General features: G+C 33.4%; 14 protein-coding genes. 6 read left to right on the top strand and 8 right to left on the bottom strand.

Annotated elements, in window-relative coordinates:
* Positions 1-18: 18 nt before the first annotated feature.
* The 3 genes from HM984_RS11610 to HM984_RS11600 all read right to left on the bottom strand — a co-directional run bounded on the left by HM984_RS11610 (position 19) and on the right by HM984_RS11600 (position 2,556).
* Positions 19-489: an Lrp/AsnC ligand binding domain-containing protein gene (locus HM984_RS11610; protein WP_115808067.1), complete on the bottom strand. Its 471-nt coding sequence runs from the start codon at positions 487-489 to the stop codon at positions 19-21.
* A 71-nt stretch (positions 490-560) separates the two neighbouring features.
* On the bottom strand, positions 561-1,082 hold the full coding sequence (locus HM984_RS11605) for a hypothetical protein (RefSeq protein WP_179349284.1): 522 nt from the start codon (positions 1,080-1,082) through the stop codon (positions 561-563).
* 109 nt (positions 1,083-1,191) lie between these two features.
* On the bottom strand, positions 1,192-2,556 hold the full coding sequence (locus tag HM984_RS11600; RefSeq protein WP_115808065.1) for a saccharopine dehydrogenase family protein: 1,365 nt from the start codon (positions 2,554-2,556) through the stop codon (positions 1,192-1,194).
* A 245-nt stretch (positions 2,557-2,801) separates the two neighbouring features.
* On the opposite strand from HM984_RS11600, the gene HM984_RS11595 reads away from it, so the two are divergent.
* Together HM984_RS11595 and pckA are read left to right on the top strand one after the other, a co-directional pair.
* On the top strand, positions 2,802-3,191 hold the full coding sequence (locus HM984_RS11595) for a DUF423 domain-containing protein (RefSeq protein ID WP_115808064.1): 390 nt from the start codon (positions 2,802-2,804) through the stop codon (positions 3,189-3,191).
* A 65-nt stretch (positions 3,192-3,256) separates the two neighbouring features.
* The gene (gene pckA, locus HM984_RS11590; protein ID WP_115808063.1) at positions 3,257-4,873 is read left to right on the top strand and encodes a phosphoenolpyruvate carboxykinase (ATP); all 1,617 of its coding nucleotides are present in this window, start codon (positions 3,257-3,259) and stop codon (positions 4,871-4,873) included.
* Positions 4,874-4,947: 74 nt separating this feature from the next.
* Here pckA and HM984_RS11585 read toward each other — a convergent pair whose 3' ends face one another.
* A complete protein-coding gene (locus HM984_RS11585) occupies positions 4,948-5,697 on the bottom strand; it encodes a uroporphyrinogen-III synthase (RefSeq protein WP_115808062.1) in 750 nt (249 codons plus the stop codon).
* 16 nt (positions 5,698-5,713) lie between these two features.
* Entirely contained in the window at positions 5,714-6,364 is a 651-nt protein-coding gene (locus HM984_RS11580; RefSeq protein ID WP_115808061.1) for a DUF4271 domain-containing protein, read from the bottom strand.
* Positions 6,365-6,511: 147 nt separating this feature from the next.
* Between HM984_RS11580 and HM984_RS11575 the strand changes: the two genes are divergently transcribed.
* From HM984_RS11575 to HM984_RS11565, 3 genes are read left to right on the top strand one after another with little or no spacing between them, the layout of a single operon-like run.
* A complete protein-coding gene (locus tag HM984_RS11575; RefSeq protein WP_115808060.1) occupies positions 6,512-7,231 on the top strand; it encodes a polyprenol monophosphomannose synthase in 720 nt (239 codons plus the stop codon).
* 6 nt (positions 7,232-7,237) lie between these two features.
* Positions 7,238-8,581 carry a dihydroorotase gene (locus tag HM984_RS11570; RefSeq protein WP_179349283.1) on the top strand — a complete coding sequence of 448 codons (1,344 nt, stop codon included), beginning with the start codon at positions 7,238-7,240 and terminating at the stop codon, positions 8,579-8,581.
* 1 nt (position 8,582) lies between these two features.
* Positions 8,583-9,056, top strand: coding sequence for a DUF4296 domain-containing protein (locus HM984_RS11565; protein WP_115808058.1), 474 nt, complete (start codon positions 8,583-8,585; stop codon positions 9,054-9,056).
* Here HM984_RS11565 and HM984_RS11560 read toward each other — a convergent pair.
* Positions 9,043-10,056: an NAD-dependent epimerase/dehydratase family protein gene (locus HM984_RS11560; RefSeq protein WP_179349282.1), complete on the bottom strand. Its 1,014-nt coding sequence runs from the start codon at positions 10,054-10,056 to the stop codon at positions 9,043-9,045. The genes HM984_RS11565 and HM984_RS11560 overlap by 14 nt on opposite strands.
* Before the next feature lie 162 nt (positions 10,057-10,218).
* On the opposite strand from HM984_RS11560, the gene tyrS reads away from it, so the two are divergent.
* A complete protein-coding gene (tyrS, locus tag HM984_RS11555; RefSeq protein WP_115808056.1) occupies positions 10,219-11,529 on the top strand; it encodes a tyrosine--tRNA ligase in 1,311 nt (436 codons plus the stop codon).
* A 265-nt stretch (positions 11,530-11,794) separates the two neighbouring features.
* Here tyrS and HM984_RS11550 read toward each other — a convergent pair whose 3' ends face one another.
* Together HM984_RS11550 and HM984_RS11545 are read right to left on the bottom strand one after the other, a co-directional pair.
* Complete coding sequence (locus tag HM984_RS11550; protein ID WP_179349281.1) at positions 11,795-12,775, bottom strand: long-chain-fatty-acid--protein ligase; 981 nt, start codon at positions 12,773-12,775, stop codon at positions 11,795-11,797.
* Between the two features lie 75 nt (positions 12,776-12,850).
* Positions 12,851-14,446 (bottom strand): T9SS type A sorting domain-containing protein, encoded by a 1,596-nt coding sequence (locus tag HM984_RS11545; RefSeq protein ID WP_179349280.1) that lies wholly within the window; start codon positions 14,444-14,446, stop codon positions 12,851-12,853.
* Positions 14,447-14,451 lie beyond the last annotated feature (5 nt).

Raw genomic sequence — 14,451 nt, 5'->3', positions numbered from 1 at the left:
CGCTTTTTTTTGTAAAAACTAGATTTTAATCTGTCGATTAATCTGTTCTTGTAAAGAAATAAACGTTTCTGTTCGAGAAACCCCTTTTATGCTTTGTATTTCAGAATTAAGAACATGCATTAAATGCTCATTGTCTTTAGAAAGAATCTTAATGAAAATAGACCAGTTTCCTGTGGTATAATGGCATTCAATCACCTCTGGTATTTTTTGCAATTGCTTTACGGCTTCAGGATTACTAATGGCTTTATCGAGATAAACTCCAACAAAAGCCATAGTGGTATACCCTAAAACTTTCGGATTAATTATAAATTTTGATCCAGCGATAAGTCCCGATTTTTCAAGCTTTTTTAAACGTTGATGTATCGCAGCACCAGAAATACCGACATTACGAGCAATCTCAAGAATAGGTGTTCTGGCATCTTCCATTAAGGCACGCAGTATTTTTTTATCAATACCATCGATGTAAACACCGTTATCGTTAATTTTCATTGGATGTCTTGTTTATAAATTGAAAGTTAAAAATAACGAATCAAATTCAACATAGTTGCCATGATATTTAGTTAATCTTCATATTCTAATTCGGTAAAAGAACCGATTAAAACTGTACTATGGGCATTGTCTGTAGTCGTTGCAGAAATGTTGAAAGTTCCGGATATAATTTTAATTCCTGTTTCTGTTGGATGTGTTCTGTTTTCAGTAATCGTAACATTTCCTGAAGTAGAGAAATAGCTAAGTTGAGGATTAGATTGCCTTATGAGACTATACGTTACAAAGTTATCCGAATCCATATTACCCATTTGTTTTACTGTACCAGAGCTAAAGCCACCTGTGCTATTTAGAAACAGCGTTACTTGATTTCCGCTAGTATCTGCAATATCAATAGTCATGGTATTGCCATTAGTTCCTGAGGAAACTAGGTACGTGCCATCTGTAAAATTATAATCGTCAAAAGTGCCTCCGTTTATCGTGGCAACCATTCCTGGGTTGTCATTCAGCGGAGGCGAGCTGTCGTTATCATCATCGCTACAAGATGCAATGCAAAGTACTAAAACTAAAATTTTGAGTAAGTGTAGGATTTTCATGTCTTTTAAATTTAGGTAGTTATTTGGTTTTTGGCTAATAATAGCGTCAATATACAATTTTTTAAATAACGTAATTGGCTAAATGACATAAGAAAAAAACATAATTACATTAAATATTTAGCGGATTATAACCTAAATACGGTACTTCATATTCTTTAAAGGCAATATCGTAAGATTCTAATTCTTTTAGAATTGGAGCGTAAACTTCTTTAGTTATTGGAATTTGAACTCCAGGTGTTTTAATTTTACCATTCAATATGGCCAACGTCGCGATGGCTACTGGTAAACCTACCGTTTTAGCCATTGCGGTGTAGGTTTGGTCTTTTCCGAGGGTCACCATTGTAGAATCAATTTGATACTTTTTACCATCGAGTTCATAACCAAATTTATGATACATTACAATCATATCTTTGTCGTTTTCGCTTAAAGTCCAGCTATCCATTAAAATTTTCTGAAGTATTTGAGCAGGTGTGCCTTTATCTAGTTCTACCATTTTTTTAGGATTAAAAATGTCGAGCTCTAAGAACTTTTCCCAAACAATATCATCTTGGTCAATTTTTAAGGCATGTCTAAATTTAAGCTCCACGGAATCCGTTGGGCTGTATGGTAAAAATGAATTTACAAAATCACGGTAGCTCATATTAGCGCTATCATCAATAGTATAGCTATCATCTGTCATTCCTAATTGTACAAAGACGTTCCATGCTCTACTAAAACCAACGCGTCGCATGGTACCTCTATATAATGTTTTGATATGGTCTAATCCATAAACTTGTTGATATTTTAGAGAATCTCGGTTAGCATAACCTTCAAAACGGCCGTAACCTTCAACATCTAAAAATTCGGTGCGTCTAAACAAACGATTATAGGGTATGTATTTGAATTGGTTTTCTTGCAGGAATTTTGCAGCGCCACCTTGTCCTGCCACAACTACGTTTCTTGGGTTCCATGTAAATTTATAATTCCAAAGATTGTCGTCGCTTTCAGGGGCTACTAAACCACCTGTAAACGATTCAAATAAAATCAATTTTCCGCCTTTGTCTCTAATACGATCAATAACATGCATGGCGCTCATATGGTCAACGCCGGGGTCTACACCAATTTCATTCATAAAGATGAGGTTGTTGGCCTTGGCATCTTCGTCTAAGGCTTGCATTTCTGGACTTACATAAGACGCTGTAACCATGTTCTTTTTGTAAGTAATACAATCTTTCGCAACTTCTATATGAAAACGCGCAGGAAGCATTGAGATTACTATATCTGCTTTCTTAACAGCAGCAACTCTAGATTCTGCATTAAAGACATCTAAGTGAATAACGTCTGTGTTGGGATGATCACCAACAAGCTTTTTAGCATTCTCTACATTGAGATCTCCAATGGTAATATGAAGTTTTTCAGATTGAGAATTATCGAGTAAATATTTTATAAGATAAGAACAAGATTTTCCTGCTCCGATGATTAATATGTTTCGCATAATGAGTTTATATAACTAATTTTGTATTGAATTTATGTAAGTATTTTGAGTTTTAGCGAAAATAGAAGATTTTGTGCCGTGTTGAAGTCCTTTTTTACTTGCATAGCATCGTTAAGGAAATAAAAAATGACAAAAACATGGTGCAAAAAATCAATTTTTTAGCGAATTGAAAATGCTTATATAAATTCTTCGTACGAATGTAACAAATACAAGAGGCATAATAAACCGAATTCACATTTTTAATTATGAACAAGAGATTATTAGTTACCGGATCTATTTTAGGAATATTAGGTATAATTTTGGGTGCTTTTGCGGCACATGGACTAGAAAAACTGGTGGATTCTAACGCCATTAAAACTTTTGAAACAGGTGTGCGTTATCAGATATATCATGCTTTTTTTCTCCTAATTGTAGGTGGTACATCGTTTGTGAGTTTAAAAATAAAAAAGACAGTATTTTATTTCGTTTTATTAGGTGTTGTTTTCTTTTCTGGCTCTATATATGGGCTAGCGACAAATTCACTTTCTGGCTTCGATTTTAAATCGATTGCTCTAATGACTCCTGTTGGTGGCCTATTACTTATAATAGCTTGGGTAATACTGTTAATAGGCATTGTAAAAAATAAGGTGGATTAATATAAATCAAAGGCGTTGTTTCAAAATAAAATTATAATTTTGCAGCACTAAACAACACAAATATTATGGCAAATCATTCCCAATCAACGAAAACGATTTCGTTGGATCAATATGGAATTAAAAATGCAAAAGTAAATTATCAATTATCTTCAGATGAATTGCATGCTGAAACAATTTCTAAAGGCCAAGGAGTAGAATCGTCTTCAGGTGCTTTAGCAGTTAATACAGGTGAATTTACGGGTCGTTCTCCAATGGATAGATTTATTGTGAAAGATGATATCACTAAAGACAAAGTTTGGTGGGGAAACATCAACATTGCTTTTGATAGTGACAAATTTCAGAAGCTTTATGATAAAGTCGTTGATTATTTATCTGAAAAAGAAATTTATGTACGCGATAGTTACGCTTGCGCAGATGAGGATTACAAATTAAATATTAGAGTTATTAATGAGTATCCTTGGAGCAACATGTTTGCGTATAATATGTTTTTACGTCCGACGGAAGCTGAATTAGAAAACTTCTCACCAGAATGGACTGTGGTTAATGCGCCAGGTTTTATGGCTGATCCTGAAGTTGATGGTACACGCCAACATAACTTTGCGATTTTAGATTTTACACGTAAGATTGCTTTAATCGGAGGAACCGGTTATACAGGCGAAATTAAAAAAGGCATCTTCTCGGCATTAAATTTCATTCTTCCAGTATTTAAAGATACGTTACCAATGCACTGTAGTGCTAATGTTGGTAAAGATGGTGATACATCTATTTTCTTCGGATTATCTGGAACGGGGAAAACAACACTGTCTACCGATCCTAATCGTAGTTTAATTGGAGATGATGAACATGGCTGGACAAAAGAAAATACTGTGTTTAATTTTGAAGGTGGTTGTTACGCTAAAGTAATCAACCTATCTCAAGAACAAGAGCCTGAGATTTTTGCTGCGATTAAAAAAGGAGCCATATTAGAAAATGTAATTATGGATGATAAAGGCAACGTCGATTTTGCTGATACATCTATAACTCAAAATACTAGGGTAAGTTACCCAATTTACCATATAGATAATATTAGAAAACCTTCTGTGGGTGAAAACCCTAAGAATATATTTTTCTTAACGGCAGATGCTTTTGGTGTATTACCTCCGATATCTAAACTGACTCCAAGTCAGGCTGCATACCACTTTATTTCTGGTTATACGGCAAAAGTTGCTGGTACAGAAGCAGGTGTTGTAGAACCAGTACCAAGTTTTTCTGCTTGTTTTGGTGCCCCTTTTATGCCGTTACACCCAACAGAATATGCTGATATGTTAAGCAAAAAAATGTTAGAAGCAGGTGTGAATGTTTGGCTGATTAATACAGGTTGGACAGGTGGTCCTTACGGAGTAGGAACACGTATGAAATTAAAATACACACGTGCTATGATTAACGCAGCATTAAATGGTGATTTAGGTGATTACACGTATGAAGATTATCATATCCATTCTGTATTTGGAGTGGCGCAACCAAGAAGTTGTCCTGGAGTACCAACAGAAGTGTTGAGCCCAAGAACAACTTGGAATGATGATAAAGCTTATTATACTATGGCATTTAAATTATCTAATGCGTTTAGAGAGAACTTTAAGAAGTTTGAGTCTTATGCTTCAGAAGAAGTGAGACGTGGTGGTCCACAACGTTATGCATTCTAGATCATAACTTATATAAACTAAAAAAGCGATTCTAAAATTTAGAATCGCTTTTTTTATATCTAATAGTTTTAATACTATTTACCTTTATTTACGGAATCAATATATTTCTGTAAAGCCATTGTCATTGAAGGAGTTTCTGGAGTTGGTGCAGCGATATCTACACGCATTCCTTTTTCTTCAACTGCTTTAACGGTTGTATTTCCAAATACAGCGATACGTGTATTTTTCTGTTCAAAATTAGGGAAATTATGAAATAATGATTCAATACCAGAAGGGCTAAAGAATACTAAGATATCATAATACACATCCGCTAAATCAGATAAATCACTAATTACTGTTTTGTAGAAAGTAGCTTGTTTCCAATTAACACCTAGTTCATTTAATAACTCTGCTATAATAGGTTTAACTTTATCTGTTGTTGGTAATAAAAACGCTTCGTCTTTATATTTTTTAATCAAAGGCATTAAATCTTCAAACGTACGCTTCCCAACGTAAATTTTACGCTTTCTATAAACCACATATTTCTGTAGATAATAGGCAACAGCTTCAGACTGGCAGAAATACTTCATAGAATCTGGCACTTTAAAGCGCATTTCATCTGCAACTCTAAAGAAATGATCTACTGAATTTCTACTTGTAAGTATAATGGCTGTGTACTTTGTAAGATCTACTTTTTGTTGTCTCACATCCTTAGAGGAAACACCTTCAACATGAATAAAGGGTCTAAAGTCCACTTTTACTTTTTGCTTTTCTTGCAAATCAAAGTATGGGGAATTTTCTATTTTAGGCTCTGGTTGTGATACTAAAATTGTTTTCACTTTCATACGTAAACGGGGTGTTTTAAACGTTATATTCTCTAATTACCTTAAATAAAAGTATATAAGGGCTAATTTCGAGAGCGCAAAGATACAATAAAAAATAGAAAAAATTTGGATTTATTGATTTTTGATGGGTTTTGAATGAAGATAAAAATCCAATCACATTTATAAGGCAAACAATAGAGATTGCTGATATTATGATAATAGTCATGCGTATGTCGGTGTACAGTAAAAATAAATTTGCCATAAAAAAAACGAGACCAGAAAAATTCTTGAAAGTTGTTTTTTGAAATAAGTAATCATCTATTAAACTATCAATTTCAAAAAGGCTCCCAATAAGACGTTCCAAAAGTGTTTTTATAATAATAACAGTAGAGACCGCAAATGTTAGTTTTAAGAACGACATCAGCTCAAAATCAACGGGTGTTACAAACGTATTATAAGCAAAATAGATGAAAATACTTAGGGATAGCGAAAGGTTAATAAACAGAAAGCTATCAAATTGATCTATAAATTTTTGATCCTTAGTATAAATCTTAAGGTATTTAGAATTACCGATGACAGACAAGAAATCATTGAAGCGAAGTGTATTTAAATATTTAGCAACCACGATGGTAAACAATCCTATGATTGTAAAAATGGTAAACCACTCGTGTGTTATATAATTTCGCATGCCGCTAAATTATAAAAAAATGAGCTTACAATTAGAAGTACGATTCATAACTATCAAAAAAGTTAATTACAGTATATAATCCATTAAAAACTTTATTTTTGTTGAAATTCTAAGAAGTCGCTCCAAGGAGTGTTTAAAAGTGAGTTAATGTCTGACGCAATTGTCATAATCCCGACCTATAATGAGATTGAAAACGTAGAATCAATCATTAGAGCTGTGTTTTCACAGCCAAGGGAATTTCATGTACTTATTGTTGATGATAACTCACCAGATAAAACAGCAGATACCGTTAAACGTTTGCAACAAGAATTTAAGAATCAATTATTTTTGTTAGAACGCAAGGAAAAAAGTGGTTTAGGAACTGCTTATATTGCAGGATTTGAATGGGCTTTAGAAAAATCGTATCAATATGTTTTTGAAATGGATGCTGATTTTTCACACAATCCAGATGATCTTTCTAGATTGTATAATGCTTGTGTTGCTGGCGCAGATGTTGCTGTTGGGTCGAGATATGTAAAAGGTATTACGGTTGTTAATTGGCCAATGTCTCGTATTTTGTTATCTTATGGAGCATCACGTTATGTAAGATTGATAACACGAATGAAAGTTAAGGATTCTACAGCAGGGTTTATTTGTTATAAAAGAACTGTTTTAGAAACCATAAATCTTAAGAAAATAGAATTTGTAGGCTATGCGTTTCAAATTGAAATGAAATTCAAAGCCCATAAAAAAGGTTTTAAAATTGTAGAAATACCAGTTATTTTTAAAGATAGAACCAAAGGAAAATCAAAAATGAGCGGAGGTATTATTACCGAAGCTATATTTGGAGTAGTTAGTTTAAAATTAAAAAGCTTATTTGCTAAGTAAAAATACATGACGCGAAATACCCTCATAAAAAACGCAAGAATTGTCAACGAAGGAAAAATTGTTGAAGGAGACATTCTTATTGAAGATAATATTATAAAAGAGATTGACACGTCTATAAGTGTAAAGTCTGCTGATATATTGGTTATTGATGTAGAAGGGAATTATGTTTTCCCAGGAATGATAGATGACCAAGTGCATTTTAGAGAGCCAGGACTAACGCATAAAGGAGATATAGAATCGGAATCTAGAGCAGCAATTGCTGGTGGAATTACATCTTTTATTGAGATGCCAAACACCAATCCACAAACCACAACCTTAGAAAAATTAGAAGAAAAATTTGCCATTGCAGCAAACTCATCTTATGCTAATTATTCGTTTATGTTTGGTGGTACCAATGATAACTTGGAAGAAATTTTAAAAGTCGACCCCAAAACGGTTGCAGGTCTAAAACTATTTTTAGGCTCTTCTACAGGTAATATGCTCGTGGACGATCCTAAAGTGATTGAAAAAATATTTTCGAGTACCGATATGGTGATATCTGTGCATTGTGAAGATGAAGCGACTATAAAAGCCAACTTAGCAAAATATAAGGAGCAATATGGTGATGATATTCCTATGGCAATGCATCCTAAAATCCGAAGTGAAGAGGCGTGTTACCTGTCATCTTCAAAAGCGATCGAATTAGCTAAGAAAACAGGGGCAAGGTTACATGTGTTCCATCTTTCTACAGGAAAAGAGACCAATTTATTCTCTAATAAAATTCCATTAAAAGATAAAAAGATTACAGCTGAGGTCTGTGTACATCACTTGATGTTTTCAGAAGAAGATTATGCTAAAAAAGGAAGTCATATTAAATGGAATCCTGCAGTGAAAACAACGAAAGATAGAGATCAACTTTGGAAAGCCTTATTAGATGACAAAATAGATGTCATTGCTACAGATCATGCTCCACATACTTTAGAAGAGAAAAATAATAAGTATACAAGTACACCTTCAGGCGGACCATTAGTACAGCATGCGTTAATGGCTTTGATGGAAGCACATCATCAAGGAAAAATTTCCGTAGAAAAAATTGTAGAAAAAGCCTGTCACAATCCGGCTATACTGTTTAATGTTGAAAAACGTGGATATATAAAGGAAGGCTATTTTGCAGATTTAGTAATTGTAGATCCTCAAAGTCCTTGGACGGTTAATAAGAGTAATATTCTTTATAAATGCGGTTGGTCTCCGTTTGAAGGCAACACCTTTAAAAGCAGAATCACACATACGTTTGTAAACGGTCAATTAGTATATAACAATTTCAATGTTTTAGACGTTAAAGCAGGACAACGACTAACTTTTGATAGATAAGATGTTAAAGCGAATCAGTATTATATTGGTATTAGGTATTTTAATTTTGGCCTGCGATGGTATTAATAAACCAAAAAAACCAGATAATTTGATATCAGAAGCACAAATGACGGATCTGCTTTACGACTTATATGTTGTTAATGCAGCAAAAGGAGTTAATAGGTCTACTTTAGAAAAAAATGATTTTGATCCGGAATTTTACATTTTAAAAAAACACAATATAGATAGCACTCGGTTTGCAGAAAGTAACACCTATTATACTTTTGAAACCGAAACATATAAAGCGATTGTTGATGAGGTAAAAGAACGACTAAAATCTGAAAAGCAACATTTTGAAGACATAAGAGAAATAGAGGTCGATTCTATAAAGCAAGTTAGAGATTCAATTGCTAAGGTAAAAAAAACAACTAAAGATTCTATTCGGAAAACTTTTGATAAGACTGCTTTAAAAAAAATGAAGCCTAATAATCCTTAAGAAATAATTTACTGACTTCTTCTATACTTTTATCTATAGGTTTAAATTCAAAATTTAAGCTATTTATTATTTTAGAAGCATCATAATTTGTAACACTAATCGCGGATTTTGCCGTTTGTTTAGATAAGCTTCTACGTTTTCCTGTAAGCAAATGCTTTAGCCAATCTAATCTCCACGCAATTCCTAATAACCAAGATTTTGCTTGTTTTGTTGGAGGCTTAACTTCTAAACTTTTTGCAGTTTTAGTAAAAAAGGTTTCAAAGCTTAGATTTTCAGCAACTAAAATAAAACCTTCGTTTTTAATATTGCTATGCATTAGTTGTTCCATAGCACTAACGACATCCCAAACATCTATATAACCAGTGATTCCTGTTGTATAATAAGTCATACCTTTATGTAGGCGCTTAAATAAGTTGCCGCTACTGCCACCATTCCAATAGCCAGCTCCTAAAATAATTCCAGGGTTTACAATCACAGCATCTAAACCTTCTTGTGTACCGCGCCAAACTTCAAGCTCTGCTCCGTATTTGGTAATCGCATAAACACTATTGTCATCTTCTGGGTTCCAATCGGTTTGCTCATCTATTAATTTTTCAGGATTGCTATGATGCCCAATTGCGGCAATAGTACTCACGTAGCATAATTTTTTAATCTGATGACTAATCGATAGATTAACAATGTTCGCTGTGCCTTTAATATTAATTTTTCTTAAATCGTTATATCTATTCGGTTCAAAAGATACAAAGGCAGCACAATGATAAACATGTGTAATATCTTTAAAAGCAGCTTCAAGTTTAGGAATGTCATTAATATCTGCTTCAACCCATTCAATTTTATTAAAAAGTGTTTCAGCATTATCAGAAAAGTAGGAGAATACGTTTTTTACACGTGCTAATGTTTTTTCTCGTCTATAGATAGCACGTATCGGTTCATCACTTTTCAAAAGTTGAAAAAGCAGATGAGAACCAACTAAACCTGTACCTCCTGTAACTAAAATCATTGTGTAAAGTTACGTTTTTTAAGCCTTATTCTTAATGTGAATTTTCAATTTATAAGTTGTAGGTCTAATACGTATCTGCTTAAGCAAATTGAGTTAAAATTGTCTTTTGTCTTTAGCAGTGGAAACTTATCTTTGCGCAAATCAATTTGAAACTAAAAAGCAATGGCAAATAAGTTTGTAGAAGAATTACGTTGGAGAGGAATGGTACACGATATCATGCCAGGTACAGAAGAACAATTAGACAATGAGATGACTACTGCCTATATTGGTTTTGATCCTACATCAGATTCATTACACATTGGTAGCTTAGTACCGATAATATTATTAGTTCATTTAGAAAAAGCAGGTCATAAGCCCGTTGCTTTAGTAGGTGGTGCTACTGGTATGATTGGAGATCCTTCAGGGAAAAGTGACGAACGTAATCTTTTAGATGAAGTCGCTTTAGCTCATAATGTAGCAGGAATAAAAAGTGTATTATCTCGTTTTTTAGATTTTAATTCAACAGAAAAAAATGCTCCAGTGTTAGTGAATAACTACGATTGGATGAAGGATTTTAGCTTTATCGATTTTGCCAGAGATGTTGGTAAACGTATTACCGTAAATTATATGATGGCTAAGGATTCTGTGAAAAAGCGTTTTTCTGGTGAAGAAGGAAGTATTGGGATGTCTTTTACCGAATTTACATACCAATTGATTCAAGGTTACGATTTTCATCATTTGTATAAAACCATGGGGTGTAAATTGCAAATGGGAGGTAGTGACCAATGGGGAAATATTACAACAGGAACAGAATTGGTTAGACGTATGCACAATGGTGAAGACCAAGCAAAAGCGTATGCTATGACCTGTCCTTTAATTACAAAAGCCGATGGTTCTAAATTTGGAAAGTCTGAAGGCGGAAATGTTTGGTTAGATACGGATAAAACTTCGGTTTATAAATTTTACCAATTTTGGTTAAATTCTACCGATGAGGATGCTGAGAAATACATTAAAATTTTCACGTTTTTAGATAAAGAAACGATTGAAGCTTTAATTGCAGCTCATAAAGAAACTCCACATTTAAGATTATTACAAAAACGTTTGGCTGAAGAAGTCACCGTATTTGTACATAGTAAGGATGATTACGATAATGCGGTAAAAGCGTCAGAAATATTATTTAGTAAAGATTTTAAAAACGAGATTAAACAATTGTCAGAATCTTTGTTTTTAGATGTTTTTGAAGGTGTAAAACATGCTAAAATTTCGCAAGTAGAATTTAGTGAAGGGTTAGACATGATTGGTGCTTTAGCAGCAAAAACAGATTTCTTAAGTTCTAATGGAGATGCAAGGCGTGCTCTAAAGGAAAATGCGGTAGCTGTGAATAAGGAAAAGGTGAAAGAGGATTATTTATTGTCATCAGAAGATTTAATTCATGATAAATATATCATTCTAAGTAGAGGTAAGAAAACAAACTTTATTTTAGAGGTGGTTTAAGATCTACTATTTAAGTTATATGAAGACCAGTTGAATTCTAAAATTTGACAGGTCTTTTTTATGCACAAAAAAAGTGCTCAAAATTTATTTTGAGCACTTCTAACCAATCAATCAATCAACTATTGAAAACTTTTCTTTTTCATAGCATCTGAGTAGTCGTTGCTTAATTTATGTCCTTACACTTATTTGTAAAATTTTTTTAAATATAGTTGAAGAGCACTAAAATCTATAGGTATGCTATTGCTTTTGGGGCATTGGATAAAAGTTATAAAGCCATTAAATTACAACCTCTAATATCTGAATTATCGAATCTTCCGATGATTTCAAAGTTGCCATTCTCATCAACTTTACCTAAATCTTGAGTCGCAATAAATGAGCACGAATTTATATTTGCTAAATCAATTACATTAATACCTCCCGTTTTGTTGGGGTGTTGAATGGTAAGTGCATCTTCAGTATCGCGTGTTACTATTTTCATCCAGGGTGGACACTCAAAAACACCATGGCCTTTAGAATAGGCTTGGCTTAATAGTTCGGTCATCCCATATTCACTGTGAATTTGAGGAACTCCAAAACCAGATTGTAGAATTTGGTGCAGCTCTTGTCTAATAATTTCTTTTCGTCTGCCTTTCATACCTCCAGTTTCCATAATTGTGGTATGCTTTAAGTTGAGTTGATAGGCCTCAACCAAATCTAATAGTGCAAAAGAAACTCCTATGAGTAATGTTTTTTGTTGTTTAGCTTCTAGTGATATTAAAGTATGCGCTAATTCTTCAATATTATTAAGATAAAACCCACTTTCGGTTTGGTTCGATTTTTCAATTAAATCATTCACCATATAAATTAAAGAAGAACCATCGCGTTCTAAATAAGAGGGTAATAAGGCTAAGACCACATAGTCTTCAATATTTCCATAAAAGTGTTTAAAAGCTTTTAAGTAGCTCTCTTCATAGAGATTTAAGTCTGTAACTAAATGTTTGCTCGTAATACTTCCAGTAGTGCCAGAGCTGCTAAATGTTTTTTGAATAGGTAAAGACGAACTTAAAACATCACGAGATTTAAAAAACTGAATCGGCAAAAACGGAATTTCTGAAACTCGTTTTATGTCTGATGGATGCTTGTATAGTAAATCGCAAAACGAACGATAGACTTTATTATTTTTAAACTGGAATTTAAAAATGTCTAAAGCTAATACTTCAAATTCAGCATCAGATTTTATATTAAAAATGGCGTCTTTAGATATCATGCTGCAAAAATATGGAAAATAAAAAAGCGTCCCGATAATTTTCGAGACGCTTTTAATAGGTATTAAAATTTATACTTACTTAATCACTAATTTCTTAGTAGTAGAAGCATTATTTTGAGTGATTTTTACAATGTAAACACCAGACTTTAAGTTCGTAACATTTAACGTGTTGTTAGTTAATGTTTGGTTTTTAACTTGCTTACCTAAGATATCAAATACTTGAACGTTTATCGCTTCGTTAGATGTAGAAGAAATTGAAACAGAACCTGTATTTGTTGGGTTAGGATATAAGCTAAATGTATTAGCGTTAAAATTGGTAACGCTTAATGGTGCTGCGATATCACTAGCATATCTAGGCATAATTTGGTTATCTGAATTGAATTGAGCACCTAAACCTGTAATGCTTGCAGCTGTTGCAGGGATTGCAGTACCAATTAAATCTTCGTCACCAAATGAAACTCTACAAACGGTTACATCTGCTCCATCGGCTACGTCGTAACTTGTGTTATCAGCAAATACTCCTGCGTCTGCAAAAGTTACACTATTTAACGTAATTAATCTACTTTGGTAAGTGTCTCCGCTATTTATAAGGTCAGAAGCAGAAAGAACAATTGGAGTTAACGTATTTCCTGTAGAAGAAGTACCTGCTATATCTTGAGTTGGAATAAATTGAAGCGTTCCAGAAAATTCAGTAAGCTGACCTTTTAAACCAGTAATACCATCACCAATATTTAAAGCAGTTGCTAACATACCTGCTGTATCATCAATAAGGATTCCAGCACCACCATCTTGGATGTATTTTTGGTTTCTAGTATTTTCAGTAACAATGTAAGATATAATAGCTTCACCTGTTAATTCATAAGTTCCGCCAAGAGTACCAGCTCTTAATTCAGTAATGTTAGCGACTTGGTTTATAGATGATACGCTAAAAGTAATCATGTCAGTATCTAAAGTTGTACCACCACCATCAATTAAATCAGCTGTTACAGTATAAGTTTGACCATTTGTCGTTGCAACTGCAAAAGGACTTGTTGCGTTTACATTAGGAGTTCCATTAACAGTTAATGTAACACTTTCTCCACCGGCTAAATTAGCAGTGATAAATTCTACATCTACAGATGTCATACCTGGAGCAAATGCAGTATTATCACTTGGGCTTGTAATCGATATACTTGGAGGTGCTGTTCCTGCAAATGCCGTCCAAACAACATCATCAACAGCAACTTGACCAGCACCATTTTCTGCATTTATAAATTTTATTACGACATCGCCTGGTGTATTTACTGTAATAGTTCCAGATGCTTTTATAACATCTTGCTCTGCATTACTTGTTACATTACCAACTACAACATCATTAACCAATACGTTTAAATTAACAGCAGTTCCAAAAGCCTGCATGTAATTAAAACTAATAGTACCAACTCCTCCAGAAATTAATCCTGAACTAAATTCAGCTTGAGGTGATCTGTTTCTTCCAATCATTATAGATTGTCCAGTAATTTCATAATCTGCTCTACATTGTGTATAAGTCCAAGTAGAACCATCTTGACCTGTAAAAGTCCCATCAACGTAGCTATTTCCCTCTACAGAAAAGCCATCAAATGTTTCAGTGCCTTGGGCAAAAGAAAAAGTTGAGATTAATGTAAATAATAAAAAGTAAATTTTTTTCATAATTT

This window comes from Winogradskyella pacifica, assembly GCF_013403915.1.
In the GTDB taxonomy this organism is placed as follows: domain Bacteria; phylum Bacteroidota; class Bacteroidia; order Flavobacteriales; family Flavobacteriaceae; genus Winogradskyella; species Winogradskyella pacifica.
This window is presented reverse-complemented; position numbering and strand designations above follow the sequence as displayed.